13 protein-coding genes and 1 pseudogene are annotated in these 26,772 nt (G+C 63.0%); 9 read left to right on the forward strand and 5 right to left on the reverse strand.

Annotated features, from left to right (window positions below; translation table 11 throughout):
- Window position 1 precedes the first annotated feature (1 nt).
- Window positions 2–1,780 carry an acyclic terpene utilization AtuA family protein gene (locus HX783_RS27940; RefSeq protein ID WP_177019017.1) on the reverse strand — a complete coding sequence of 593 codons (1,779 nt, stop codon included), beginning with the start codon at window positions 1,778–1,780 and terminating at the stop codon, window positions 2–4.
- A 153-nt stretch (window positions 1,781–1,933) separates the two neighbouring features.
- Between HX783_RS27940 and HX783_RS27945 the strand changes: the two genes are divergently transcribed.
- The gene (locus HX783_RS27945) at window positions 1,934–2,557 is read left to right on the forward strand and encodes a TetR/AcrR family transcriptional regulator (protein ID WP_177019018.1); all 624 of its coding nucleotides are present in this window, start codon (window positions 1,934–1,936) and stop codon (window positions 2,555–2,557) included.
- Window positions 2,558–2,650: 93 nt separating this feature from the next.
- Window positions 2,651–3,439, forward strand: a complete 789-nt coding sequence (locus HX783_RS27950; protein ID WP_159958558.1) for an ABC transporter substrate-binding protein — start codon at window positions 2,651–2,653, stop codon at window positions 3,437–3,439.
- 58 nt (window positions 3,440–3,497) lie between these two features.
- Here HX783_RS27950 and HX783_RS27955 read toward each other — a convergent pair whose 3' ends face one another.
- Window positions 3,498–4,049 (reverse strand): RNA polymerase factor sigma-70, encoded by a 552-nt coding sequence (locus HX783_RS27955; protein WP_005789991.1) that lies wholly within the window; start codon window positions 4,047–4,049, stop codon window positions 3,498–3,500.
- A 301-nt stretch (window positions 4,050–4,350) separates the two neighbouring features.
- Here HX783_RS27955 and HX783_RS27960 point away from each other — a divergent pair, with 301 nt between their 5' ends.
- The 4 genes and pseudogenes from HX783_RS27960 to HX783_RS27975 form a co-directional block, all read left to right on the forward strand.
- Window positions 4,351–5,103: a thioesterase II family protein gene (locus HX783_RS27960; protein ID WP_177019019.1), complete on the forward strand. Its 753-nt coding sequence runs from the start codon at window positions 4,351–4,353 to the stop codon at window positions 5,101–5,103.
- A gap of 51 nt (window positions 5,104–5,154) precedes the next feature.
- Window positions 5,155–18,051 carry a non-ribosomal peptide synthetase gene (locus HX783_RS27965; RefSeq protein WP_177019020.1) on the forward strand — a complete coding sequence of 4,299 codons (12,897 nt, stop codon included), beginning with the start codon at window positions 5,155–5,157 and terminating at the stop codon, window positions 18,049–18,051.
- A 248-nt stretch (window positions 18,052–18,299) separates the two neighbouring features.
- On the forward strand, window positions 18,300–18,935 hold the full coding sequence (locus HX783_RS27970) for a lytic polysaccharide monooxygenase auxiliary activity family 9 protein (protein ID WP_177019021.1): 636 nt from the start codon (window positions 18,300–18,302) through the stop codon (window positions 18,933–18,935).
- A 40-nt stretch (window positions 18,936–18,975) separates the two neighbouring features.
- Window positions 18,976–19,974: pseudogene (locus tag HX783_RS27975) on the forward strand (chitinase); the annotation flags it as partial.
- A 200-nt stretch (window positions 19,975–20,174) separates the two neighbouring features.
- Here the strand turns inward: HX783_RS27975 and dsbG are convergent.
- From dsbG to dsbD, 3 genes are read right to left on the reverse strand one after another with little or no spacing between them, the layout of a single operon-like run.
- Entirely contained in the window at window positions 20,175–20,936 is a 762-nt protein-coding gene (gene dsbG, locus HX783_RS27980; RefSeq protein ID WP_159958548.1) for a thiol:disulfide interchange protein DsbG, read from the reverse strand.
- Window positions 20,912–21,757, reverse strand: a complete 846-nt coding sequence (locus HX783_RS27985) for a TlpA disulfide reductase family protein (RefSeq protein WP_159958546.1) — start codon at window positions 21,755–21,757, stop codon at window positions 20,912–20,914. The genes dsbG and HX783_RS27985 overlap by 25 nt, the downstream gene beginning before the upstream one ends.
- The gene (gene dsbD / locus HX783_RS27990) at window positions 21,757–23,484 is read right to left on the reverse strand and encodes a protein-disulfide reductase DsbD (protein WP_177019023.1); all 1,728 of its coding nucleotides are present in this window, start codon (window positions 23,482–23,484) and stop codon (window positions 21,757–21,759) included. The genes HX783_RS27985 and dsbD overlap by 1 nt, the downstream gene beginning before the upstream one ends.
- 177 nt (window positions 23,485–23,661) lie before the next feature.
- Between dsbD and HX783_RS27995 the strand changes: the two genes are divergently transcribed.
- The 3 genes from HX783_RS27995 (at window position 23,662) to HX783_RS28005 (ending at window position 26,568) form a co-directional block, all read left to right on the forward strand.
- Window positions 23,662–24,357 (forward strand): response regulator transcription factor, encoded by a 696-nt coding sequence (locus HX783_RS27995; protein ID WP_159958542.1) that lies wholly within the window; start codon window positions 23,662–23,664, stop codon window positions 24,355–24,357.
- On the forward strand, window positions 24,357–25,679 hold the full coding sequence (locus HX783_RS28000) for an ATP-binding protein (protein WP_177019024.1): 1,323 nt from the start codon (window positions 24,357–24,359) through the stop codon (window positions 25,677–25,679). The genes HX783_RS27995 and HX783_RS28000 overlap by 1 nt, the downstream gene beginning before the upstream one ends.
- Before the next feature lie 121 nt (window positions 25,680–25,800).
- On the forward strand, window positions 25,801–26,568 hold the full coding sequence (locus HX783_RS28005; RefSeq protein WP_177019025.1) for an N-acetylmuramoyl-L-alanine amidase: 768 nt from the start codon (window positions 25,801–25,803) through the stop codon (window positions 26,566–26,568).
- The last annotated feature ends 204 nt before the right edge of the window (window positions 26,569–26,772 follow it).

A 26,772-nucleotide genomic window follows, 5' to 3' on the forward strand; every position in this document is an offset into this window, starting at 1 on the left:
TTTATGTGAGTTGATCGGCGATGTGTTGCGGCACGGCGATGGGGATTTCCAGCAGTTGCTGGGCGAAGGCTTTGCCTTGCGGGTCGATGCGCAGGCTGGCGATGCCGCCGCCACCCAGGGCGTTTTCCAGCAGGAAATTCAGGCTGTGGCTGCCGGGCAAGTACCAGCGTTCGACGCGGCCGTGGAGGGGGTCGAGCACGTGGCTCATCCAGTCGACGATTACTTCCGGGGTCAGCACTTCGGCGATCCACGGCAGGTAGTCGGGATGGCGGGCGATCACGCCGATATTGCTGTGGTTGCCCTTATCGCCGGAGCGCGCCACGGCCAGTTTCACCAGCGGCACGCTGGCGTCGGCGCGGCCTTGGGGCTTGGGCGGGTCAATCGGCGCGGCCGGGGTGACCGGTGGCGTTGCGGTGGGCAGTTCAATGGCGTGACGCTGGCCTTGGAAGTCGACCACCGGCTCGCAGGAAGATTTATCGATCAGGAACGAAAACAGCCGAATCAGCGGATACACCGTTGGCCGCCCGCCGACGATGCCGGTCAAGCCGGGCGCCATGCCGGTCGCCGCCTGGGCGATCTCGCGGGCGAACAGCACCAGCGCCTGTTTGCTCGGATGCCGCACCGCGAGTTTCACCACCACTTCGCGGCAATCCTGGCGCTGGGCGTGGGCGCCGTAGGTGGCTTCGCTGCCGAGCAGTTCGATGTTCACCTCGGTGTAAGGCGCCCAGCCGCGTTGGCTGAACAGCTCCGAGGTCTTGTTGATGATGGCCTGGCTGACGCGCTCGGCCTTGGCCACGGCGTCAATCCCGGCGATCAGGCAACTGGCGGTGCAGCGGAAACCGTCCGGGTAGGTGGCGCTGACCTTGTACTGGTCGGTGGGCGGCAAACCCTTGGCGCCGTGCAGGCGCACGCTGTGTTTGCCTTGCTGCTGCAATTTGACCTGGCTGAAATCGCAGATCACATCGGGCAACAGATAGGCGCGTGGGTCGCCAATTTCATACAGCAGCTGTTCGGCCACGCTGAGTTCGCTGATCAGCCCGCCGCTGCCGTCGACCTTGTTCACGGTGAACTGGCCGTCGGCGCTGACCTCGACGATGGGAAAACCGATGTGCTCGTAGTCCGGCACGTCGCGCCAATCGGTGAAGTTGCCGCCCGTGCACTGCGCGCCGCATTCGATGATATGCCCGGCCAATGCGGCCTGGGCGAGGCGGTCATAGTCTTGCCATGACCAGTTGAATTCATGCACCAAGGCCGCGCTGACCACGGCGCTGTCGACCACGCGGCCGGTGATGACGATGTCGGCGCCCAGCTCAAGTGCCTTGGCAATGCCTGGCGCGCCGAGGTAGGCGTTGGCGGACACGCACATTGGCGGCAGCGGCGCACCGTTGAACATGTCGCTGACGCCGTGCAGGTGTTTGAGTTGTGGTTGCAGGTCATCGCCGAGCAGTACGGCGATTTTCAGCGGGATGCTCGCCTTGTCGCAGGCTGCTTGCAGTGCGGCGGCGCAGGCCTGTGGGTTGATGCCGCCGGCATTGCTGATCACGCGGATGCCTTGGCGCTGGATGTCGCCCAGCAACGGCGTGAGCACGTCGACGAAGTCCGTGGCGTAGCCGGCCTGGGGATCTTTCATCCGCGCACCGGCGAGGATCGACATGGTGACTTCCGCCAAATAGTCGAATACCAGGTAATCCAGCGCGCCGCCGTGCACCAATTGGGCGGCAGCCGTGCAGGTATCACCCCAGAAGGCGCTGGCGCAGCCGATACGAACCGTCTTGCTCATGAGAAATCCTTCCTCGAATGGCTGGCGTCGAGACTACCAAGCAAGCGCTTGGTTTGTAAACTCTGTACACAAGTTTCGCCCAAGCGCTTGCTTGGTTGGCAGCCACGGCCTAAATTGCCGCCCAAGACGTCAGCACACGTGAAGGAGAGAGGCATGGATGAGCAGAAAGCCCTGCGGGTCATGCGCACCATGGTCGATGCCGGCCAATTGACCGACCCCGACAGTGCCAGGGGCAAATTGCTGCAAACCGCAGCTCACCTGTTTCGCAACAAGGGCTTTGAGCGCACCACCGTGCGTGACTTGGCCAGCGCAGTGGGCATTCAGTCCGGCAGCATCTTTCATCACTTCAAGAGCAAGGACGAGATCCTGCGCGCGGTGATGGAGGAGACCATCCACTACAACACCGCGATGATGCGCGCTTCACTTGAAGAAGCGAACACCGTGCGTGAGCGCGTGCTGGCGCTGATTCGCTGCGAATTGCAGTCGATCATGGGCGGCAGCGGCGAAGCCATGGCGGTGCTGGTCTACGAATGGCGTTCGTTGTCGGCCGACGGCCAGGCCCAGGTGCTGGCGCTGCGCGATGTGTATGAAGAAATCTGGTTGGAAGTGCTGGGCGAGGCCAAGGCTGCCGGCTACATCCGCGGCGATGTGTTTATCACCCGGCGCTTCCTCACCGGCGCGTTGTCCTGGACCACCACCTGGTTCCGCGCCCAAGGCAGCCTGACCCTGGAGCAATTGGCTGAAGAAGCCCTGCTGATGGTGCTGAAGGCTGATTAAGGCGCAAGCCGTTAATTTACCGACGGAAAGTTGTCTCACCTGACAAAAACGCCTAGCTTATCGCCATCAGAGTATTAAACGGTGCGTGCCTCAATGTTTTCGCCATGGCGGCTGGCTGCAGGACTAACTTTATGGGCACTGGGCACCGCAGGGTGGATGCCGGCTTCGGCTGCGCAATTGGTGAGAATCGGCGCCGCGCATTTTCCGCCCTATACCGTACGCCCCGAGCAAGGCGCCGACACCGGCTTACTGCCGCAATTGGTGGAGGCCCTGAACGCCTCGCAAAGCGACTACCAGTTTGTGCTGGTGCCGACCTCCATCCCCCGGCGCTTCCGCGATTTCGAGCAAGGCCGCGTCGACATGGCGATCTTCGAAAACCCGGATTGGGGTTGGCAGGACATTCCCCACACCAGCGTCGACATGGGCCTGGAAGACGCGGAAATCTTCGTCGCCCAGCGTGAGGCCGGTCGCGACCAGGGTTATTTCGCTGACCTCAAGGGCAAGCGTCTGGCCGTGTTCAGCGGTTATCACTATGCCTTCGCCAACTTCAACCCCGACCCCAAGTACATGGTCGAGCACTTCAACGCCACGTTGACCTACTCCCATGACAGCAACTTGCTGATGGTCGCGCGCGGGCGGGCCGACATCGCGCTGGTCACGCGTTCGTACTTGAGTGATTTCATGGTGCGCAATGCAGACCTGGCCGGGCAGTTCCTGGTCTCGGAGCGAATTGACCAGGTGTATCACCACTACGCGTTGCTGCGGCCCAAGGCGCCGATTACCGGGGAGGCGTTTGCCGAGTTGCTCAAGCGCCTGCGCGATAACGGGCAGATGTTGAAGATTTTCGAGCCGTATCGGATTGATGTGACGGCGGTGCACTGACCGCGGATCAGACTTGTTGTGGCGAGCCCACTCGCCACAACAAGCTCTTTCACCACAATCAGACTCGCCGCGCAAACGTATCGCTGTGGCTGCCCGACACCTTGCGGCAATGCACCAGCGCGTCCCGAATCATGAAGTTGACCAACGTCGGTGACACGCCGAGTTCCTTGGCGATGTCCTTTTGTGGCACGCCGTGCAGGCGATACATCTCGAACGCGTAGCGGGTGCGCTGCGGCAGCTCCGTCAGGGCGTCGGCGATGTTTTCCAGGGTGTTGAAGTTGATATGGGAAGTTTCCGGTGATGCGCCATGAATCACCACATTCAAACCTTCCTCCTCCGTCCCGGAATATTTGAGCTCCAGGGCTTGCTTGCGGTAGTGATCGATCGCCAGGTTGCGCACGATCTGGAACAGATAACTCAATTGGGCCTTGAACGATGAGGTGATCGTCGGCGCCGATTGCAGCCGGAAGTAGGCATCCTGCACCACGTCTTCGGCACGCGAGCGGCAGCCGGTAATGCGTGCCGCGATCTTCACCAGAATCAAACGATTGTCGACGAATGCCTGGAGAAGGGGTGAGTCGCACCTGCCTGTGGATACTTGTTCCGTCATGGAAATCACCTTGTTGCAAAAGAGGTTAGGGGAGGGCGTCCTTGCTGAGGCCTCCTACACATCGGGCAACAAATTATGCTTAATGATAATGATTGTCAAATGAGAAGACGAACTAATCTTATGCCTTCCTACAAGGTGTGAACCACTTCTCCTACATCCCCTGCGACTAATTATTTGCCCGCACCGTCCGTTCTCATGGGTGACAGGTCCGTTAACAAACGGCCAAGGATCAGCGCCCGCGGGAGGACGACATGGGTTTGTATCGTGCATACAGCGTGTTTCAGTTTGGAGGCCTCGTTTGATGGGTGCCTCAACCCGACTGCGCCTGTTTTGCCTGCCCTATTCGGGCGCCAGTGCCATGGTGTATGCACGTTGGCGTCGGGCTTTGCCGGATTGGCTGCAGGTGTGTCCGCTGGAATTGCCGGGGCGCGGCATGCGCATGGATGAACCGTTGCAGCGCGACATCAAGGCCTTGACAGCACAGCTGGCGGATGAAATCAGCCATGACCTGAACGGCCCCTACGCCTTGTTCGGCCACAGCCTCGGCGGCCTGTTGGCATTCGAATTGGCCCACGCCCTGCACGAGCGCGGTGTGCCCGCACCGCTGGCGTTATTCGCCTCCGGCACGGCTGGCCCGGCGCGCCGTGATGTCAGCGAATACGCCATCGAAAAGACCGACGCACAACTGATCGCCCGCCTGCGCGAGCTGCAGGGCACCGCCGAGGAAGCCCTGGCCAACCCTGAGTTGATGCAGTTGATGCTGCCGATCCTGCGCGCCGACTTTCTGCTCTGCGGCAGCTTCACCTATGGCCAGCGCGAGCCGTTGGGCATGCCGATCCACGTGTTCGGCGGCAAACAAGACAGCGTGCGTGCCGAGCAGTTGCTCGACTGGCAGGCCGACACCGCCAGCGGCTTTTCCCTGGACATGTTCGACGGCCACCACTTCTTCCTCGTACAGCACGAAAGCGCTGTGCTGCGTTGCCTGCGGCGTTACGCCGATGAGCACCTGGCCCGCTGGCGCAATGGCGCGGCGCGGCAACTGGTCGCCGGCTGAACGCTCTCTAATTCTCGATTTTCCCGTAAGCCGATTTCAGGCAGGAACCCCATGATGGACGCCTTCGAACTTCCCCGCACTCTGGTCCAGTCCCTTCAACGTCGTGCCGCGCAGACGCCGGACCAAGTGGCGCTGCGCTTCCTTGCCGATTCCGCCGAGCACAACGTTGTGCTCAGCTACCGTGACCTCGACCAGCGCGCCCGCACCATCGCCGCCGCCTTGCAGGCCAATGCGGCGCTGGGCGAGCGTGCGGTGCTGTTGTTCCCCAGCGGCCCGGACTACGTCGCGGCGTTCTTTGGTTGCCTGTACGCCGGGATCATCGCGGTGCCGGCGTATCCACCGGAATCCACGCGCCGGCATCATCAGGAGCGCCTGCTGTCGATCATTGCCGATGCCGAACCGCGCCTGCTGCTGAGCATCGCCAGCCTCGCCGACGGCCTGGCGCAAATCGACAACGCGCCGCCGGTGCTGAGCGTCGATACCCTCAATGCGCAGCTCGCAGAGGACTGGGTCGAACCCGAACTGCACGCCGACGACATCGCCTTCCTGCAATACACCTCCGGCTCCACCGCCTTGCCCAAAGGCGTGCAAGTCAGCCACGGCAACCTGGTGGCCAACGAAGTGCTGATCCGTCGTGGTTTTGGCATCGACTTGAACCCCGATGACGTAATCGTCAGCTGGCTGCCGCTGTACCACGACATGGGCTTGATCGGCGGCCTGCTGCAGCCGATTTTCAGCGGTGTGCCGTGTGTGTTGATGTCGCCGGCGTACTTCCTCGGTCGGCCGTTGCGCTGGCTTGAAGCGATCAGCGAATACGGCGGCACCATCAGCGGCGGCCCGGATTTCGCCTACCGCCTGTGCAGCGAGCGGGTCAGTGAATCGGCCCTGGAGCGCCTGGACTTGAGCACCTGGCGCGTGGCCTATTCTGGCTCCGAGCCGATCCGCCTCGACACCCTGGAACGCTTCGCCGAGAAGTTCGCGGCCTGCGGTTTTACCTCGAATAATTTCTTCGCCTCTTACGGCCTGGCCGAGGCGACCCTGTTTGTCGCCGGCGGCACCCGTGGCCTAGGCATCCCGGCCCTGCGTGTGGATGAACAAGCGCTGGCCGCCAACCGCGCCGAGCCGGGGCAGGGCAGTGCGATCATGAGTTGCGGCACCCGCCAGCCGGAACACGCCGTGTTGATCGCGGATCCGCACACGCTCAGCGAGCTGGCGGATAACCGCGTCGGCGAACTGTGGGCCACCGGCCCGAGCATCGCCCACGGCTACTGGCGCAACCCCGAAGCCACCGCCAAAACCTTCGTACAACACGCCGGCCGCACCTGGCTGCGCACCGGCGACCTGGGCTTTATCCGCGAAGGCGAGGTGTACATCACCGGGCGCTTGAAAGACCTGCTGATCGTGCGCGGCCATAACCTGTATCCCCAGGACATCGAGCAGACCGTCGAGCGCGAAGTGGAAGTGGTGCGCAAGGGCCGCGTCGCCGCCTTTGCGGTGAATGACCAGGGCCTGGAAGGCATCGGCATTGCCGCGGAAATCAGCCGCAGCGTGCAGAAAATCCTGCCGCCCGAAGCGCTGATCAAAGCCATCCGCCAGGCCGTGGCCGAGGCGTATCAGCAAGCGCCGAGCGTGGTGGTATTGCTCAACCCTGGCGCTTTGCCAAAGACGTCCAGCGGCAAGGTGCAGCGCGCCGCTTGCGGCCTTCGCCACGCCGACGGCAGCCTCGACAGCTATGCGCAGTTCCCCGATCTGCAAACGCACACGAGCGATGCGGGGTTGGAATCGGAACTGCAAAGCCAGATCGCGGCGATTTGGTGCGAGCAGCTGCAGGTCGCAACCGTCGCCGCCGATGACCACTTTTTCCTGCTTGGCGGTAACTCCATCACCGCCACCCAAGTGGTGGCGCGCCTGCGCGAAACCCTGGGCCTGGAGCTGAACCTGCGCATGCTGTTCGAGGCGCCGACGCTGGCGACTTTTGCCGCCAACGTCGCGCAATTGCAGCAAGACGGCGGCGTCGCTCAGGGCGCGATCCACGCACTGTCGCGCCAGGACGAGCTGCCGCAATCGCTGGCGCAAAACCGCCTGTGGATCACCTGGCAGTTGGACCCGCAAAGCAGCGCCTACACCATCCCCGGCGCCCTGCGCTTGCGCGGCGAGCTGGACGAAGACGCGGTGCGCGCCAGCTTCCAGCAATTGATCCAGCGCCACGAAGCCCTGCGCACCCGCTTCTACGAGCGCGACGGCCAGGCCTTCCAGCGTGTGGACGCCAACGTTGAATTCGACCTGCAAGTCATCGACCTCAGCGACCTGCCTGCCGCCGAGCGTGAAGTGCGCGCGCAACAGATCCGCGAGGACGAAGCGCGCACCCAGTTCGACCTGGAAAAAGGCCCGCTGCTGTGGGTGACCCTGGTGCGCCTTGGCGATGAAGAGCACCAGTTGCTGGTGACGCTGCACCACATCATCGCCGACGGTTGGTCGCTGAATATCCTTATCGACGAATTCTCGCGCCTGTACGCCGCTGCGAGCCAGGGCCAAACGTTGGCGCTGCCGCCACTGGCGTTGCAATACGCCGACTACGGCAGCTGGCAGCGCCAATGGCTGGCCGAAGGCGAAGGCCAGCGGCAACTGGCGTATTGGAAAGCACAGTTGGGCGAGGAACATCCGACCCTGAGCCTGGCCACCGACCACCCGCGCTCGGCCCAGCAACGCAACAGCGCCTCGCGCCATAGCGTGCGCCTTGACGCCGGCCTCAGCGCAGCGATTCGCCAGACCGCGCAGGCCAATGATTCCACGGCTTTCATGCTGTTGCTGGCAGCGTTCCAAAGCCTGCTCTACCGCTACAGCGGCCAGCGCGATATCCGCATCGGCGTGCCAAATGCCAACCGCCCGCGCCAGGAAACCCAAGGCCTGATCGGCTTCTTCATCAACACGCTGGTGCTGCGCGCCGAGTTGGACGGCCGCCTGCCATTCAACCAACTGCTGGCCGCCACCCGCCAGACGGCGTTGGGCGCCCAGGCCCATCAGGACTTGCCGTTCGAACAATTGCTCGAGGCTTTCCCGCAAGCCCGCGAGCAAGGCCTGTTCCAGGTCATGTTCAACCACCAGCAGCGCGATTTGAGTGCCTTGCGCCGCCTGCCGGGGATGCTCGCCGATGAACTGCCGTGGCACAGCCGCGAAGCCAAGTTCGACCTGCAACTGCACAGCGAAGAAGACCGCAACGGGCGCCTGAGCCTGGCGTTCGACTACGCCGACGAAGTGTTCGACAGCGCCACGATTCAACGCCTGGCCGAACACTACATCAGCCTGCTGCACGCCGTGTGCGAACAACCGCAACAGGCCATCGGCGACCTCAAGCTGATGCAAGCCGACGAACAGCAGCCTTGGAGTGAAGCGCCGTGCGCGCCAGCCCGGCAGTGGTTGCCCGAACTGCTCAGCCACCACACCTCGGAAGACACCGCGCTGGTCTGGCAGGGCGGCAGCCTGAGCTTCGCCCAGTTGCACACCCAGGCCAACCGCCTGGCCCATTACCTGCGCGACAAGGGCGTCGGCCCGGACGTGTGCGTGGCCATCGCGGCTGAGCGCTCGCCGCAACTGTTGATCGGCTTGCTCGCAATCATCAAGGCCGGTGGCGCCTATGTGCCGCTGGACCCGGATTACCCCGCCGACCGCCTGGCCTACATGCTCCAGGACAGCGGCGTGCACCTGCTGCTGACCCAGACCGCGCTGCTGGAACTGTTACCGGCGCCCGAAGGCGTGTGCGTGATCGCCATGGACAGCCTGCACCTCGACAGCTGGCCGACCCAGGCACCGGGCTTGCATTTGCACGGCGACAACCTCGCCTACGTGATTTACACCTCCGGTTCCACCGGCCAGCCCAAGGGCGTCGGCAATACCCATGCGGCGCTGGCCGAGCGCTTGCAGTGGATGCAAGCCACCTATCAACTCAACCACACCGATGTGCTGATGCAAAAGGCGCCGATCAGTTTCGACGTGTCGGTGTGGGAGTGCTTCTGGCCCTTGATCACTGGTTGCCGCCTGGTACTGGCGGGCCCCGGCGAGCACCGCGACCCGCACCGCATCGCGCAGTTGGTGCAGGAACACGGCGTGACCACGCTGCACTTTGTGCCGCCGCTGTTGCAGCTGTTTATCGATGAGCCGTTGGTGGTCGAGTGCACCAGCCTGCGTCGGCTGTTCTCCGGTGGCGAAGCCTTGCCCGCCGAGCTGCGTAACCGCGTATTGGCGCAACTGCCGGCGGTGCAATTGCACAACCGTTATGGCCCGACCGAAACCGCAATCAACGTCACTCATTGGCACTGCAAGGCTGAGGACGGCGAGCGTTCGCCGATTGGCCGCCCGCTGGGCAATGTGATTTGCCGCGTGCTGGACGACCACCTCAACCCCCTGCCGGCCGGCGTGCCGGGCGAACTGTGCATTGGCGGCATCGGCCTGGCGCGCGGTTACCTCGGCCGTGCCGGGCTGACCGCCGAGCGCTTCGTCGCCGACCCGCTGGGCGAGGCGGGCGCACGTCTGTATCGCACCGGCGACCGCGTGCGCTGGAGTGCTGACGGTGTGCTCGAATACCTCGGCCGCCTCGATCAGCAGGTCAAACTGCGTGGCTTCCGTGTCGAGCCGCAAGAAATCGAAGCCCGCATGCTGGGCATGGACGGCATCGCCCAGGCCGTGGTGCTGGTGCGTGATCAGCAGTTGATCGGCTACTACACCGCCAGCACCGACCTTTTCGAACAGCAGGTAAAATCCGCCCTGGCCGCCGAGCTGCCGGAGTACATGGTGCCCGCGCAACTGATGCGCCTGGACGCCATGCCCCTGAGCCCCAGCGGCAAGCTGGACCGGCGCGCGCTGCCGGAGCCGGTGTGGCAAACCCGCGAGCACATCGAGCCCGAAACGCCGTTGCAGCAGCAGATAGCGGCGATCTGGCGCGAGGTCCTCGGCCTGCCACGCATTGGCCTGGGCGACGACTTTTTCGCCCTCGGCGGCCACTCGTTGCTGGCCACGCAAATCATCTCCCGCACCCGCCAGGCCTGTGACGTCGAGCTGCCGCTGCGCACCTTGTTCGAAGCCAGCGAGCTGGGCGCGTTTGCCGAGCAAGTCGGGCTGATCCATGCCTCCGGCCAGCGCAACCAGCAAACCGCCATCGCCAGGGTCGACCGCAGCGCGCCGGTGCCGCTGTCCTATTCGCAGCAGCGCATGTGGTTCCTCTGGCAGATGGAACCGGACAGCCCGGCCTACAACGTCGGCGGCATGGCGCGCCTGCGTGGCGTGCTGGATGTGGGGCGTTTCGAGGCGGCGTTGCAAGCCTTGATCATGCGCCACGAAACCCTGCGCACCACCTTCCCGAGCATCGACGGCGTGGCCCGGCAAAAGGTCGCCAAGCAAACCGGCCTGCGCATGGACTGGCAGGATTTCTCGGCGCTGAATGAAGCCGAGCGTCAGTTGCGTCTGCAACAGCTGGCCGACCACGAGGCGCACACGCCTTTCAATCTGGAAACCGGGCCACTGCTGCGCGCGTGCCTGGTCAAGGCCTTTGATCAGGAACACTACCTGGTGCTGACCCTGCACCATATCGTCACCGAAGGCTGGGCGATGGATATCTTCGCCCGTGAGCTCAGCGCGTTGTACGAAGCCTTTATCGACGAACGCGACTCGCCGCTGGCGCCGTTGCCGGTGCAATACCTCGACTACAGCGTGTGGCAGCGCCAGTGGCTGGAGGCCGGTGAGCGCCAACGCCAACTGGACTACTGGATCGCGCAGCTTGGCTATGAGCACCCGTTGCTCGAACTGCCCGGCGACCGCCCACGGCCGCCGGTGCAAAGCCACCAGGGCGAGTTGTACCGTTTCGACCTGAGCGACGAACTGGCCGCTCGCGTGCGCGCCTTCAATGCCGAGCGCGGCCTGACCCTGTTCATGACCATGACCGCCACCCTGGCGGTGTTGCTCTACCGCTACAGCGGCCAGACCGACCTGCGCATCGGCGCGCCGGTGGCCAACCGGATTCGCCCGGAAAGCGAAGGGCTGATCGGCGCCTTCCTCAACACCCAGGTGCTGCGTTGCCAACTCACCGGGCAGATGAATGTGGCTGAACTGTTCGAGCAGGTGCGCCACACCGTGATCGAAGGCCAGTCCCATCAAGACCTGCCGTTCGATCATTTGGTGGAAGCCCTGCAACCGCCGCGCAGCGCGGCGTACAACCCGCTGTTCCAGGTGATGTGCAACGTGCAGCGCTGGGAGTTCCAGCAGAGCCGCCAACTGGCCGGCATGACCGTCGAGTACCTGGCCAATGATGCACGCGCGACCAAGTTCGACCTCAACCTGGAAGTCACCGACCTCGACCACCGCCTGGGTTGCTGCCTGACCTACAGCACCGACCTGTTCGACGAACCGCGCATTGCGCGCATGGCCGAGCATTGGCGCAACTTGCTGGAAGCATTGATCGCCAACCCGCAGCAGCGCCTCAGCGAACTGCCGTTGCTGAGCGCCGTCGAGCAGCGCGCGTTGCAGGACAGCCTCGGTGTGGAAGCGGGCGAGCATCGCCTCGATCAGTGTATTCATCAGCTGTTCAGTCAGCAGGCGAGCAAGCGTGCCGATGCGCCGGCGCTGACGTTTGCAGGAGCAACGCTGACCTACCGCGAGCTGGACGCCCGCGCCAACCGCCTGGCCTGGATGCTGCGCGAGCGCGGCGTCGGCCCGCAGGTGCGCGTCGGCCTGGCGCTGCCGCGTTCGCTGGAAATGGTCGTTGGCCTGCTGGCGATCCTTAAAGCCGGTGGCGCCTATGTGCCGCTGGACCCGGAATACCCGCTGGACCGCTTGCACTACATGATCGAAGACAGCGGCATTGGCCTGCTGCTCAGCGATGCGGCGATGTTTGAAGCCCTCGGCGAATTGCCGGCGACGGTGGCCTGCTGGTGCCTGGAAGATGACCTGCCGGTGCTCGCCAATTACCCGGCCGACGATCTGCCCTTTATCAGCCTGCCGCAGCACCAGGCGTACTTGATCTACACCTCCGGCTCCACCGGCAAGCCCAAAGGCGTGGTGGTGTCCCACGGTGAAATCGCCATGCATTGCCTGGCGGTGATCGAGCGCTTTGGCATGCGCGCGGACGACTGCGAACTGCACTTTTATTCGATCAACTTCGACGCCGCCACCGAACGCCTGCTGGTGCCGCTGCTCAGCGGTGCGCAGGTGGTGTTGCGCGCCCAAGGCCAGTGGGATGCCGAAGAAATCTGCGCGCTGATTCGCGCCCATCGCATCAATATTCTTGGCTTTACCCCGAGCTATGGCAGCCAGTTGGCGCAGTGGCTGGCGACCCAGCAGCAGACGTTGCCGGTGCGCATGTGCATCACCGGTGGTGAGGCGCTGACCGGCGAACACTTGCAGCGTATCCGCGCCGCGTTCCAGCCCGAGGTGTTTTTCAACGCCTATGGCCCGACCGAAACCGTGGTCATGCCGCTGGCCAGCCTGGCGCCGGAACAGTTGGAGGAGGGCGCCGCCAGCGTACCGATCGGCCGCATTATCGGCGCCCGCGTGGCCTACATTCTCGACGCCGACCTGGCGCTGGTGCCGCAAGGCGCGACTGGCGAGTTGTACGTCGGCGGCGCGGGTCTGGCCCAGGGTTACCACGAACGGCCGGGCATGACCGCAGAGCGTTTCGTCGCCGACCCGTTTGCCGCCGATGGCGGGCGTTTGTACCGCACCGGCGACCTGGTGCGCCAACGCGCCGATGGCTTGGTGGAGTACCTGGGGCGTATCGACCATCAAGTGAAGATTCGCGGTTTCCGCATTGAACTGGGTGAAATCGAAACCCGCCTGCTGGAGCACCAGGCGGTGCGTGAGGCGGTGGTGCTGGCGCTGGATTCGCCAAGTGGCAAACAATTGGTGGCCTACCTGGTCAGCGACGCCGACCACGGCCCGTTGCGTGACTCGATCAAGGCGCACCTCAAGGCGCAACTGCCGGACTACATGGTGCCCGCGCACCTGATCGTGCTGGACAGCATGCCGCTGACCGCCAACGGCAAACTCGACCGCCGTGCCTTGCCGCAACCCGACCCCGAGGCCAATCGCCAACAGTACGTGGCGCCGCGCAACGAGCTGGAGCACACCCTGGCCGCGATCTGGTGCGCGGTGTTGAACGTGCAGCAAGTCGGCCTGGACGATAACTTCTTTGAGCTGGGCGGCGACTCGATCCTGTCGATCCAGGTGGTCAGCCGTGCGCGCCAGGCGGGGGTTCATTTCAGCCCGCGCGACCTGTTCCAGCACCAGACCGTGCAAACCCTGGCCGCCGTGGCCACGCGTACCGAGCAGGTCATCGCCGAGCAAGGCGTGCTGACGGGCAGCTCGGGGCTGACGCCGATCCAGCATTGGTTCTTCGATACGGATATTCCGAATCGCCAACACTGGAACCAGGCGTTGCTGCTCAAACCGCTGCAACTGCTCGACCCGCATCGCCTGGAGCAAGCGTTGCTGGCCGTGCTGGAGCACCACGACGCGCTGCGCCTGAGCTTCACCCCGCGCGATGCGCAATGGCATGCCGAGCATCTGGCCGTGCCCCAAGGCGGTGTGCTGATGCAGGCGCAGGTGCGCGATATGCAGGACTGCACCGCGCTGTTCACCGACACCCAACGCAGCCTCGACCTCGCACACGGCCCGTTGCTGCGCGCCTTGCTGGTGGACGGCCCGCAAGGCCAGCAACGCCTGCTGATCGCGATTCATCACCTGGTGGTGGATGGCGTGTCGTGGCGCGTACTGCTTGAGGATTTGCAAACGGTCTACCGCCAGTTGAGCGACGGCCAGTCGGTCAGCCTGCCGGCCAAGACCAGCGCGTTGCGCGATTGGGCGGCGCGCTTGCAGGCCTATGCGAGCAGCGAGTCGCTGCGTGAAGAGTTGAGTGTGTGGCAAGACCAGCTGGCCGGGCCGCAGGTGAAATTGCCGGTGGATCGCCCGCACGGCGCGCTGCGCAACCGCGATGCCGACACCGTCAGCGTACGCCTGGATGCCGAGCACACGCGCCAGTTGCTGCAACAGGCGCCAAGCGCTTATCGCACCCAGGTCAACGACTTGCTGCTGACCGCGTTGGCCCGTGTGCTGTGCCGCTGGAGCGGCCACGACTCGGCGTTGATCCAGTTGGAAGGCCATGGCCGTGAAGCCCTGTTTGATGACATCGACCTGACCCGCAGCGTTGGCTGGTTTACCAGTGCTTACCCGTTGCGCCTGACACCGCAAGCCGGGCAGGGCGACTCGATCAAGGCGATCAAGGAGCAACTGCGCGGCGTGCCGCACAAAGGCTTGGGCTATGGCGTGCTGCGTTACCTGGCGGACGACCTGGGCCGGCAAACCATGGCCGCACTGCCGAGCGCCGAGATCACCTTCAACTACCTTGGCCAGTTCGACCAGAGCTTCGGCGCCGATGCGCTGTTCCACCCGCTGGATGAGTCGGCGGGCCTGGCCCATGACCCGGATGCACCGCTGCCCAATGCTTTGAGCGTCGACAGCCAGGTGTACGGCGGCGAACTGGTGCTGCGCTGGACCTTCAGCCGCGAGCGTCACGATCAGCAGACCATCCGCGAGCTGGCCGATGCCTATCTCGCCGAACTGCACAGCCTGATTGCGCATTGCCTCAAGGACGATGTCGGCGGCCTCACGCCGTCCGACTTCCCGCTGGCACACCTGACGCAGTCACAACTCGACAGCCTGCCGATTGCGGCCAGCGCCATTGAGGACGTCTACCCGCTGACGCCGATGCAGGAAGGCCTGCTGCTGCACACCCTGCTGGAGCCGGGCACCGGCCTCTATTACATGCAGGATCGCTACCGCATCAACAGTGCGCTGGACCCCGAGCGTTTCGCCCAGGCCTGGCAGGCAGTCATCGCTCGGCATGAAGCCTTGCGTGCGTCGTTCTGCTGGAACGTCGGCGAAGACATGCTGCAAGTCATCCACAAACCGGGCAGCACGCCGATTGAGTACCTGGACTGGAGTGCCGACCCGGAAACTGAACAGGAGCCGCGCCTGCAAGCCTTGCTCAAGGCCGAGCGCGAGGCCGGTTTTGATCTGCTCAACCAGGCGCCGTTTCACCTGCGCCTGATCCGCGTCGGCGAAGCGCGTTACTGGTTCATGATGAGCAACCACCACATCCTCATCGATGCCTGGTGCCGTTCGCTGCTGATGAATGATTTCTTTGATATCTACAAGGCGTTGGGCGAAGGCCGCGAAGCGCAGTTGGCCACGCCGCCGCGCTACCGCGACTACATCGCCTGGCTGCAACGCCAGAACCTCGCCGAAGCGCGCCAGTGGTGGCAGCAGAACCTGCAAGGCTTCGAACGCACCACGCCGATCCCGAGCGACCGGCCGTTCCTGCGTGAACACGCAGGTCACAGCGGCGGCATGGTGGTGGGCGACTGCTACACCCGCCTGGATGCCCGCGACGGTGCGCAACTGCGTGAGTTGGCGCAGGCCCATCAACTGACCGTCAACACTTTTGCCCAGGCGGCATGGGCGTTGGTGCTGCGGCGCTTGAGCGGGGACCGTGATGTGCTGTTCGGCGTCACCGTCGCCGGGCGCCCGGTGGAAATGCCGGCGATGCAGCGCACCGTCGGCCTGTTCATCAACAGCATCGCGCTGCGGGTGAAACTGCCTGAAGACCACCAGCGTTGCAGCGTGCGCCAATGGTTGAGCAGCCTGCTCGACAGCAACATGCAGCTGCGCGAGTACGAATACCTGCCGCTGGTGACTATCCAGGAACACAGCGAGTTGCCCAAGGGCCAGCCGCTGTTCGACAGCCTGTTCGTGTTCGAGAACGCGCCAGTGGAAGTCTCGGTGCTGGACCGCGCGCAAAGCCTGAACGCCACCTCGGATTCCGGCCGCACCCACACCAACTTCCCGCTGACCGCCGTGTGCTATCCGGGCGACGACCTCGGTTTGCACCTGTCTTATGACCAGCGTTATTTCGACGAAACCACCGTGCAAGGCATGCTCGGCGAGTTCAAACGCCTGCTGCTGGCGCTGGTGCAGGGCTTCCATGGCGACATGGCCGACCTGCCGTTGATTGGCGCGCAGGAACGTGAATTCCTGCTCGACGGCTGCAACCAGAGCGAGCACGCCTACCCGCTGGAGCGCAGCTATATCGAGCTGTTTGAGGCGCAGGTGGCCGCGTATCCGCAGCGCATCGCCGCCAGTTGCCTCGACCAGCAATGGAGCTATGACGAATTGAACCGGCGCAGTAATGGTCTTGGCCACGCGCTGATCGCGGCGGGTGTCGGCCTGGATCAACCGGTGGCGTTGCTGGCTGAACGCAACCTGGATCTGCTCGGCATGATCATCGGCAGCTTCAAGGCCGGTGCCGGTTACTTGCCGCTGGACCCAGGCCTGCCGAGCCAACGCCTGAGCCGCATCATCGACTTGAGCCGTACGCCGTTGCTGGTGTGCACCGAGGCGTGTCGCGAGCAGGCGATTGAGTTGCTGCAAGGCACCGACTGCCAACTGCTGGTGTGGGAGGAAGTGCCGAGCCGTGGGGAAAACCCGGGTGTCTACAGCGGCCCGGACAACCTCGCCTACGTGATCTACACGTCGGGCTCCACCGGCCTGCCCAAGGGCGTGATGGTCGAACAGCGCGGCATGCTCAATAACCAGTTGAGCAAGGTGCCGTACCTGGACCTGAGCCCGACCGATGTGATCGCCCAGACCGCGTCGCAAAGTTTCGATATTTCCGTGTGGCAGTTCCTCGCCGCGCCGCTGTTTGGCGCGCGAGTGGATATCGTGCCGAACACCATCGCCCATGATCCCCAGGGCTTGCTGGCGCATGTGCAGGCCCAGGGAATAACCGTGCTGGAAAGCGTGCCGTCGCTGATCCAGGGCATGTTGGCCCAGGAACGCATGAGCCTGGATGGCCTGCGCTGGATGCTGCCGACAGGTGAAGCAATGCCGCCGGAACTGGCGCACCAGTGGCTGCTGCGTTACCCGCAGATTGGCCTGGTCAACGCTTATGGCCCGGCGGAATGTTCGGACGACGTGGCGTTCTTCCGCGTCGACCTGGCCTCGACCCGTGGCACTTACCTGCCGATTGGCACGCCGACCGACAACAACCGTTTGTACGTGGTCGATGGTGCGCTGGAGCTGGTGCCGCAAGGTGCCGTCGGCGAGTTATGCGTGGCGGGTACGGGTGTGGGCCGTGGTTATGTCAGCGACCCACTGCGCACGGCGCAAGTCTTTGTGCCGAACCCGTTCGGCGCGCCGGGCGAGCGCCTGTACCGCACCGGCGACCTGGCACGCCGACGCAGCGATGGGGTGTTGGAATATGTGGGGCGTATCGACCATCAGGTGAAGATTCGCGGCTACCGCATCGAACTGGGTGAAATCGAGGCGCGCCTGCACGAACAACCCCAAGTGCGCGACGCAGCCGTCGGCGTGCAGGAAGGCGTCAACGGCAAGCATTTGGTCGGCTACCTGGTGGCGGCGGATGCGAGCCTGAACCCGAGTGATCGCCTGGACCGCATCAAGCAACGCCTGCGGGCCGAGCTGCCGGAGTACATGGTGCCGCTGCACTGGTTATGGCTAGACCGGTTGCCGCTGAATGCCAACGGCAAGCTCGACCGCAAGGCCCTGCCGGCCCTGGAGATTGGCCAGTTGCACAGCCAGGATTACCTGGCGCCGCGCAACGAGATGGAAACCACCTTGGCTGCCATCTGGGCCGAGGTGCTGAAAGTCGAAAGGGTGGGCGTGCAGGACAACTTCTTCGAGCTGGGCGGGCACTCGTTGCTGGCCACGCAGATTGCCTCCCGCGTGCAGAAAACCCTGCAACGCGATGTACCGCTGCGGGCGATGTTCGAGTGCAGCACGGTGGCGCAATTGGCTGAGTATATCGAGGGCTTGGCGGCGAATGAGATCAGCACCGAGAAGGTCGATCGGTTGAGTGATTTGATGGCGGAGCTGGAGGGGCTTTAAGCAAAACTGGAACAACTGGCGGTGTGAGAAATTGTGCTTATTTCCGCCTTTGTTTGTAGGATATTAACCTTATGTGGCGTAGGTGATTTCCATAATACTGTTTTTATATACAGTGTTTTAAGGGCTATTGCCTGAAGGGAAGCAAATGAGTGAAAAACGGGCCTGTGGAAAAAAAAAGCAACTCCGTTAGTTTGAGGTTCTCTCCTTCAGGAAAGGAGAGTTCTTAATCAATCTAAATGGAGTTAGAAATGAATAAACCACAAACCCAGACACCTCTTCGCCATGGTCGTGTCACGTCCCCTTCCAGCCGTGGCGCAGTCGCCGTGGATCTCGGCCTGCTGGGTACCTGGCAGGTCAATGAAATGGAAGGCGGCAAGAACTTTCCGGCACTGGTTGCCGGCCCGTTCCCGGCGCCTTATCAAACCGACAGTGACAGCGTCACCCCACCAGCCGACGGCTTCATCCTCAGCGGCGGCAAGACCGATGCCCGTGACTGCATCAACTTCACAGACGAGGAAATGGCCAGGAAGCTCAACCGCGCCTTCACCTGGCCGCTGCTCAATGTCGACCCGGGTCAGACCTTCAAGGTCACCTGGGAATACACCGCGCCGCACACCACCCGTGGCTATCGCTGGCTGATCACCAAGGATGGCTGGGATCCGAAACAGCGCATCACCCGCGCACAACTGGAAACCCAGCCGTTCGCCGAAGACTTCTATGCCCAGGTGCCGTACTACAGCCATGCAGGCGAACTGAAGGCCAAGGTCAATCATGAAGTGAAACTGCCGGCCAACAAAAAGGGCCGGCACGTGATCGTATTGATGTGGATCGTCGCCAACACCGGCAACGCCTTCTATCAAGCCTTCGACGTGGACTTCAAATAAGCCCGCGCCGTTCAACCCATACGTTCTGAAGGATTAGAACATGACAAAGATTGACTTCACCTCACTGAAATCGCCGCTGAACGATGTCGCCTCGCTGATGCCGAGCATCGCCGGCAAAAAGATCCTCATGGGCTTCTGGCACAACTGGCCTGCCGGCGCGAGCGACGGCTACCAGCGTGGCCAATTCGCCAATATGAACCTGGTGGACGTGCCGAGTGATTACAACGTGGTGGCCGTGGCCTTCATGAAAGGTAACGGTATCCCAACGTTCAAGCCGTACAACCTTTCCGACGCCGAGTTCCGCCGCCAGGTGGGCGTGCTGAACAGCCAGGGCAGGGCGGTGCTGATTTCCCTTGGCGGCGCCGATGCGCACATCGAGTTGCATAAAGGCAACGAACAGCCACTGGCCAACGAGACTATCCGCCTGGTGGAAACCTATGGCTTTGATGGCCTGGACATCGATCTTGAGCAGAGCGCGATAGATTTCGCCGACAACAAGACTGTCCTGCCCGCCGCGTTGAAACTGGTCAAGGACCATTACGCCGGTGAAGGCAAACACTTCATCATCAGCATGGCGCCGGAGTTTCCTTACCTGACCTCCGCCGGCAAATACGTCGGTTACATCCAGGCGCTGGAAGGCTATTACGACTTCATTGCCCCGCAGTATTACAACCAGGGGGGCGACGGGATCTGGGTGCAGGAGGTCAACAACGGCAACGGTGCCTGGATTGCCCAGAACAACGACGCGATGAAAGAGGATTTCCTGTTTTACCTGACCGAAAGTCTGGTGAGCGGAACGCGAGGGTTTACCAAAATCCCGGCGGACAAGTTCGTCATTGGTCTGCCGGCCAACGTCGACGCAGCCGCCACCGGTTATGTGATCAACCCCGCAGCCGTGACCAATGCATTCAAGCGTTTGCACGACAAAGGATTGTCGATCAAGGGCCTGATGACATGGTCGGTGAATTGGGACAACGGGATCAGCAAAGACCGCGTGCCCTACAACTGGGAATTCAGCCGCCGTTATGGGCCGTTGATCGCAGGCACTCATCGCTCTGGCCTCGGTGAGGATGAGGCGGATCTCGACGTCGCCAATCGGCTGTAGCCTAAAGAGACATCTGGCAGACGTGCCTGATCTCAAACGGCTATGTTTATGATCTGATAATTGGCTTCATGAAATAAAATCCGATGCCTGTTTGGGCATCGGATTTTCTGCGTCAAGCGCAAATCTGCATCCGATTACTTCGGCCCCAGAATCTTCGCCAGCTTATCCGGTGACGGCGCGCCTTGCTGTTGCTGCAGGCCGCCCTTGTCATCCAGGTAGAAAATTGCTGGCGTCGCCGACAGTTCAAGCTCTTCCATCAACTTCATATTGGCATCGAGCTTGGCTTCGATATCCGCCGGGATCTTGTCCAGCGCCTGCAACTTGCTGCCTTTGCCGGCGGCTTCGTGTTCTTCCAGGGCTTTCTGCGGGTCTTTGGCAGCAAACAGGGCGGCGGATTTGCCGGGGCTGTCTTCGCGGATGATGCCGACCATGATGTGGCGCAACTGCACCTTGCCGGCTTTTACCCACGGGCGTGCCTGTTCCCAGAACATGTTGCAGTAAGGGCAGTTGGGGTCGCTGAACAGGTAAACGGTGCGTGGGGCGTTTTTATCGCCATCCTGAATCCAGTTGCTGTGTTCCATCTTGGCCCAGACTTCCTTGGCCATCGGCGCGTACACCAGTTTTTCCAGGGGCGCGCTGCTCAGGTCTTTGCCTTCGGCGTCGTACAGGTTGCCGGCAATCACGCTTTTGCCGTCGGCGGTCAGGTACAGGGCCATGCCGCGGTTCTGGTATTGCGCGGCGTAGCCGGTGAGGCCGCTGGGCGCGTCGAACTTGCCGAGGATCTTGGCGCCTTTGGCTTCGATCTGTTTGATCGGCGCCGGCCAGTCTTCGGCCTGGGCCAGAGTGGCCGCGAGCGTCAGCGGCAGCAGGGTCAGCAGGTGGCGGAGGCTTGGCATGTCGGTTTCCTTGTCGTGGCGGTGTCGAAGGGTTCCATGGCGCGGGCCAGGCTGGCTTGGGACAGCTCACCGAGGTGGCTGTTGATCAGGCGCCCATCGGCTTGGTAGAACAGAGTGGTCGGCAAGGCCATGGAGCCCACGGCCTGGCCGAGGCGGCCGCTGGCGTCAAACAGCACATTGTCGAGGGTCAGGCCTTGGGTCGCGAGGAAGGTGCTGACGCTTTGCATGCTTTCGGCCTGGTTGACGAACAGGAAGGTCACGTCGGGGCGCTGGTGCTGCGCGCGCTCCAGCACCGGCATTTCGCGCCGGCACGGTGGGCACCAGGTGGCCCAGAGGTTGATCACCAGCGGCCCACCTTTGTAATCGGCCAGTTGCACCACGTCGCCATTGGCGTTGCGCAAGGTGATATCCGGCAGTTGCGCGCCTTTGTCGTAGAGACTCAAGGACAAGCTGGTCAGCCCCCAGAACACCAGGCCGGTCATCACCCCGGCGCTCAGGGGTTTACGCAATGCCGGGCGGCGCCAGCCGTACAACAGGGCGCCGAGCACCAGCGCGATCACGCCCGGCCAGGCGAGGAAACCGCCGTCGCGCAGGTCGACCATCTGCAGCGGGTCGTGGCTGTAATCGCCCCAGTACATCAACACAAAGCTGACGCGCGCCACCAGCATGCCCAACAGGAACAGGCTGAACAGCACCGACTCGGGGTTTTCGCCGCCGCGTTTGGCCACGCGCCAGCCCACCACAGTGGCGAGAATCAGCGCGCTGATCAGCAGGATGTGATTCAGGGCAATGGCGAAGGTGCCGATGGTCAGGGTCAGCATCAGCGTGCGTCTCGGGTTTGCGTCCAGCGTTGCAGGAAGTCGGCGGCATCCACTTCGCCGGTGATGCGTTGGGCGCGGCGCTCTTCACCGTCCGGGCCGATCCACACAAAGCTCGGTGGCCCCGGCACCTTGTAGCGGCCGAGCAGTTCACGGCTGGCGGCGTTGTCGGCCGTGACGTCCAGGCGCAGCAGGCGCACGTCTTTGAGGGCGTCCATGACTTCGGGTTTGCCGAACACTTGTTTTTCCATGATCTTGCACGACACGCACCAGTCGGCGTAGTAATCCACCAGCACCCATTGGCCCTGGGCCTTGGCGCTGTCGAGCTGGCTTTGCAGCACGGCCGGGTCGTTGATGGTCATGAAGGCGTCGTGGGCGCTGGGGGCTGCGCCAATGCGCTCACCGCTGTAGACCTTCAACGGCTGCCACACATTATCGCTGCCCCCGGCCGCACCCACCACCAGCACCGCGCCCCACAGGCCCAGCACCAGGGAACCGGCGCCAAAGACCTTGGCGGCCAGCCCGTACTCGCGGGCCAGGCTCCAGCCGCAATAGGCCATCACCAGCGCCAATGCACCCCAAAGGCCAATCCACAGGCTTTCACCCACTACCGGGCGAATCATCAGCACCGCGGTGCCGAGGAACAGGAAGCCGAAGACGCCCTTGAGCACATTCATCCAGGTGCCCGGTTTAGGCAGGAAGCGGTTGCCCACCGTCACCAGCAGCAACAGCGGGATACCGATGCCGATGCCCATCGCAAACAGGATCAAGCCGCCGTGCAGCGCGTTGCCGCTCTGGGCGATATACAGCAGCGCGCCGGCCAGAGGCGCGGTCATGCACGGCCCCACCAGCAAACCGGACAGTGCACCGAGAATGCCGGCGCCCACCAGGCTGCCGCCGCTTTGCTGACGGCTGACGTTATCCAGACGGTCGCGCAGGAAGGCCGGCAATTGCAATTCGAAGAAGCCGAACATCGGCAGCGCGAGGAGCACAAACAGCGCGGCGAAGCTGCCGAGAATCCACGGCGTTTGCAGCAGTGCAGCAAGGTTGCCGCCGAGCAACGCGGCCAACACGCCGAGCGCTGCATACACCAGGGCCATGCACACCACGTAGCTGCTGGCCAGGGCGAAACCCCGCCGCGGGCTGGCGCCGCTGCCCACCACCAGGCCGGCGAGAATAGGCAGCATCGGCAGCGAGCAAGGCGCGAATGCCAACAGCAGGCCCAGGCCAAAGAACACCAGCAGGCTCCAGCCCAGGCTGCGCTGTTGCAGGCCGCTGGCCAGGCTTTGGTCCTGGGCTTGGGTGGTGGCGGCAACGGCGGGGTTGCCACCCAGGTCCACGGTGATCGACTGCGGCGGGTAGCACAGGCCGGCATCCGCACAGCCCTGCCAGCCGAGCTTGATCTGGCCGGTGGCACCGGCCGGAATCTTCACTTCCAGGCCTTGGCGATACACTTGCTGCTCGCCGAAGAATTCATCGCTATGAGCTTCGCCCTGGGGCAATACGGGTTTTTCGGCCAGGCCGTCGAACTTCATGCGCTGCTGGTAGAGGTAATAGCCGTCGGCAATCTGCCAATACAGCTGGGTCTCGCCGCTTTCAAGACGCTCGGAGGTAAAGGTGAAAGCCTTGCCCACCGGCAGGAAGTCAGGTTTGGTTTCGAATGGATTGCCCGGCGCTGCCTGGGCCAACCCCGCGAAAAACACCAGCAGAAAGGTAAACAAATACCGCATGGACGAGCCTTAGTTCGTTGCAAGTTAGGCACACAATGTGTGGCGCTGATTAACCGATGATTAACCGGTGGCTATTCTAAAGTGAAGGGAAGCGCAGGGCGCGCGTCTTTTCGCGGCATAATCGGCGCTTAATCCTCGGCACCTTTAATTCCCCCCATCTTTCATGAAGGGTTAACCATGCACGTACTGGTCTGTGAAGACGACGAACTGATCGCCAGCGGCATCGTGGCCGGCCTCGGCGCCCAGGGCTTTACCGTCGAGCGCGTGGCCACCGCAGCCGCTGCGCGGGCGATGCTCAAGGCAGCTACGTTCGACATCATGGTGCTCGACCTCGGTTTGCCCGACGAAGATGGCCTCAAGCTGCTGCAGCAACAACGCAGCCAAGGCCTTGAAATTCCGGTGCTGATTCTCACCGCGCGCGATTCGGTGACCAACCGCGTCGACGGTCTGCAAGCCGGCGCCGACGACTACCTGCTCAAACCCTTCGACCTGCGCGAACTCGCCGCCCGCCTGCAAACCCTGCTGCGGCGCGTGGCGGGGCGCCGGGTCAACCTGATCGAACATGGCCGGCTGGCCTATGACCCGAGCAGTCGCGAAACCTTTCTGGCGGGCGAGCCGGTGGACCTTTCCCGTCGCGAACAAGCCTTGTTGCAAGCGCTGTTGCACAACAAGGGCCGGGTGCTGTCCAGCGAGCAGCTCAAGGACAGCGTCTACGGTTTTAACGACGAACTGGAAAGCAACGCCCTCAACGTGCATATCCATCACCTGCGCCGCAAGTTGGGCAATGGCATCGTCGAGACCGTGCGCGGCCTTGGTTATCGCCTGGGCACGGCGGACGGCGGCGCGGTGGATGAGGGAGACAACGCGTCGTGATGAGCCTGCGCCTGCGCCTGACGTTCAAGCTGGGCGCCGCTTTTGTGCTGATCTGGCTGCTGGCGGCGGCCTGGATGCTCAACGATCTGCGCAACCAGATGATGTTTTCTCTCGACCAGCGCCTGGTGGCCTCGGCACGCATGGTGGCCGGGCTGACCGAGCAGATGCCCGGCCTGGCCAGCGTGGCCGGCGGCACGACGCATTTGCGCACCGAGCAACTCAACGTACCGGGCGGCATGGCCTGCCAGGTCAGCTCTTTACGCGGGGAAATCCTCGCGCGCAGCCACATGACCCCGGACGAGGGCCTGGAGTCGCGCAAAAGCGGCTTTCGTGACCAGATTATCGACGGTGTGGGCTGGCGCAGCTTCACCCTGTCGCGCGGTGATTTGCTGATCACCACGGCCGACCGCCAGGTGGAGCGCGAGGCGCTGAACCTGTCGATCCTGCTGGCGGCGTCGGTGCCGGTGGGCGTGGCCTTGCTGGGTTGCCTGTGCCTGTTGTGGCTGGGCATCGGCCAGAGCCTGTTGCCGCTCAACCGCATGCGTGACGCACTGATGCGCCGCAGTGCCGATTCCCTCGAACCCCTGCAGATTCACCCGTTGCCCAGCGAGCTTAAGCCTCTGCTCGACACCCAGAACCAGCTGTTGCAGCGCATCGCCAAGACCATCGAACGTGAGCGCCGCCTCACCGGTGACGCGGCCCATGAGTTGCGCAGCCCGCTGACGGCGATCAAGACCCACCTGCAAGTGGCGCGCATGACCGACGGCGCGGCCCGCGACCAATCCCTGGCCCACGCCGAAGAGGGCGCCGACCGCCTGCACCGGACCCTGGAGCAATTGTTGTTGCTGGCGCGGGTGGAGGGCAGCCTATCGTTTGATGACGGCCTGCAATCCAGCGCCGAACAGGTTGCGCGGCTGGCGATCCAGGATGCCAACGCCGGTGACAATCGGCGTATCGATTTGATCCTGTCGGCCAACCTGACTGAAACCCCGGTGGAAATGCCGGTGGCCCTGGCGGTGGCAGCCCTGCGCAACCTGTTGGATAACGCCCTGCGGCACACGCCGAGTGATACCCGCGTGGAGCTGAATGTATTCACTACCGCCGATACGGTGGTGTTCCGCGTGCGTGATCATGGCAAGCAAATCTCCAGTGAGGACCTGCAATACCTGACTCAACGCTTCTGGCGCAATGGCAGCAGCGAGGGCTGCGGGCTGGGTTTGGCGATTGTGCAGGCTATCGTGCAACGCTGCTCCTGCTCGTTGAAATTCGACAGCCAACCGGATGGCCTGCGGGTAGACCTGGGCATGCCGCTGCGACACTGATCCCTCTTTTCATGTGCCACATAGTTACCGCCTTTTTGAAGTTCAGCGCTTCAGGATGGCGGTAATTTTTTGCGCTTGAACGGGCTGAATGACTCGGCCTGTACTGAAAAGGACGGTTCTTATGTTGGTTATCGATAGCAGTTTCCCGGCCAGGGATTTCAATCAACGCAACGGCGAGCCCGTGGGGCAAGTGATCCTGCACTACACCGCGGCGCCCTTTGCCTCATCGTTGCGTACGCTGACGCAAGACGGTGTCAGCGCTCACTATCTGCTGCCCGATCCTGATGACCCCGGCTACCGCGCCATGGGCTATGACGAATTGCGCGCGTTTCGTCTGGTGGACGAGGATAAGCGCGCCTGGCATGCCGGGGTGAGCCATTGGGCTGGGCGGGATAATCTTAATAGCCGATCCATTGGCATCGAGATGGTCAATTTGGCCCGCGATGATGGCGGGGTGTTTACCTTTCCTGCGTACGCTGAGGAGCAAATAGATGTGTTGGTGGCGTTGGTTCGCGACCTGCTTGGGCGCTACCCACAGATAGGGCCGACGGACATTCTCGGGCATTCGGATGTGGCGTACTGGCGCAAGAGTGATCCGGGGCCGCGGTTGCCTTGGCGGTGTTTGTTCGAGGCCGGGATCGGGGCCTGGTTTGATGAGTCGACGCGGGCGATGTATCAGCGCCGGTTTTGCCTTGGGTTGCCGCCGGAGGTCGAGGTGGAGCGGGCCTTTCAGCGCTATGGGTATAAGCCGGCGCAGAATCGCCAGACGTTTGCGCTGCGCACGCGGGCGTTTCAGATGCACTTTCGCAACCGCGATTATTCCGGGGTTCTGGATGGGGAGACGTGTGCGATTTTGTATGCGTTGAATGAGCGGTATCGCGGGATGTGAAGGCTCGCGTGATCGATGATCGTTCCCACGCTCTGCGTGGGAATGCCACCACGGACGCTCCGCGTCCCGCTGTCAGTGAAATTCTGGTGACGCGGAGCGTCACGGGATGCATTCCCACGCGGAGCGTGGGAACGATCAACTGTCAGTGATCAAAAACCACAACAAGCCTAAATCCCCCAACCGCTGGTGCGTCTCCAGAACATG

The organism is Pseudomonas sp. D2002, assembly GCF_013385735.1.
GTDB lineage: Bacteria > Pseudomonadota > Gammaproteobacteria > Pseudomonadales > Pseudomonadaceae > Aquipseudomonas.

What these genes read in the sequence shown, in the direction of transcription:
- HX783_RS27940 (WP_177019017.1), bottom strand. Translation starts at nt 1,780, where the DNA reads ATGAGCAAGACGGTTCGTATCGGCTGCGCCAGCGCCTTCTGGGGTGAT.
- HX783_RS27945 (WP_177019018.1), top strand. Translation starts at nt 1,934, where the DNA reads ATGGATGAGCAGAAAGCCCTGCGGGTCATGCGCACCATGGTCGATGCC.
- HX783_RS27950 (WP_159958558.1), top strand. Translation starts at nt 2,651, where the DNA reads ATGTTTTCGCCATGGCGGCTGGCTGCAGGACTAACTTTATGGGCACTG.
- HX783_RS27955 (WP_005789991.1), bottom strand. Translation starts at nt 4,049, where the DNA reads ATGACGGAACAAGTATCCACAGGCAGGTGCGACTCACCCCTTCTCCAG.
- HX783_RS27960 (WP_177019019.1), top strand. Translation starts at nt 4,351, where the DNA reads ATGGGTGCCTCAACCCGACTGCGCCTGTTTTGCCTGCCCTATTCGGGC.
- HX783_RS27965 (WP_177019020.1), top strand. Translation starts at nt 5,155, where the DNA reads ATGATGGACGCCTTCGAACTTCCCCGCACTCTGGTCCAGTCCCTTCAA.
- HX783_RS27970 (WP_177019021.1), top strand. Translation starts at nt 18,300, where the DNA reads ATGAATAAACCACAAACCCAGACACCTCTTCGCCATGGTCGTGTCACG.
- dsbG (WP_159958548.1), bottom strand. Translation starts at nt 20,936, where the DNA reads ATGCCAAGCCTCCGCCACCTGCTGACCCTGCTGCCGCTGACGCTCGCG.
- HX783_RS27985 (WP_159958546.1), bottom strand. Translation starts at nt 21,757, where the DNA reads ATGCTGACCCTGACCATCGGCACCTTCGCCATTGCCCTGAATCACATC.
- dsbD (WP_177019023.1), bottom strand. Translation starts at nt 23,484, where the DNA reads ATGCGGTATTTGTTTACCTTTCTGCTGGTGTTTTTCGCGGGGTTGGCC.
- HX783_RS27995 (WP_159958542.1), top strand. Translation starts at nt 23,662, where the DNA reads ATGCACGTACTGGTCTGTGAAGACGACGAACTGATCGCCAGCGGCATC.
- HX783_RS28000 (WP_177019024.1), top strand. Translation starts at nt 24,357, where the DNA reads ATGAGCCTGCGCCTGCGCCTGACGTTCAAGCTGGGCGCCGCTTTTGTG.
- HX783_RS28005 (WP_177019025.1), top strand. Translation starts at nt 25,801, where the DNA reads ATGTTGGTTATCGATAGCAGTTTCCCGGCCAGGGATTTCAATCAACGC.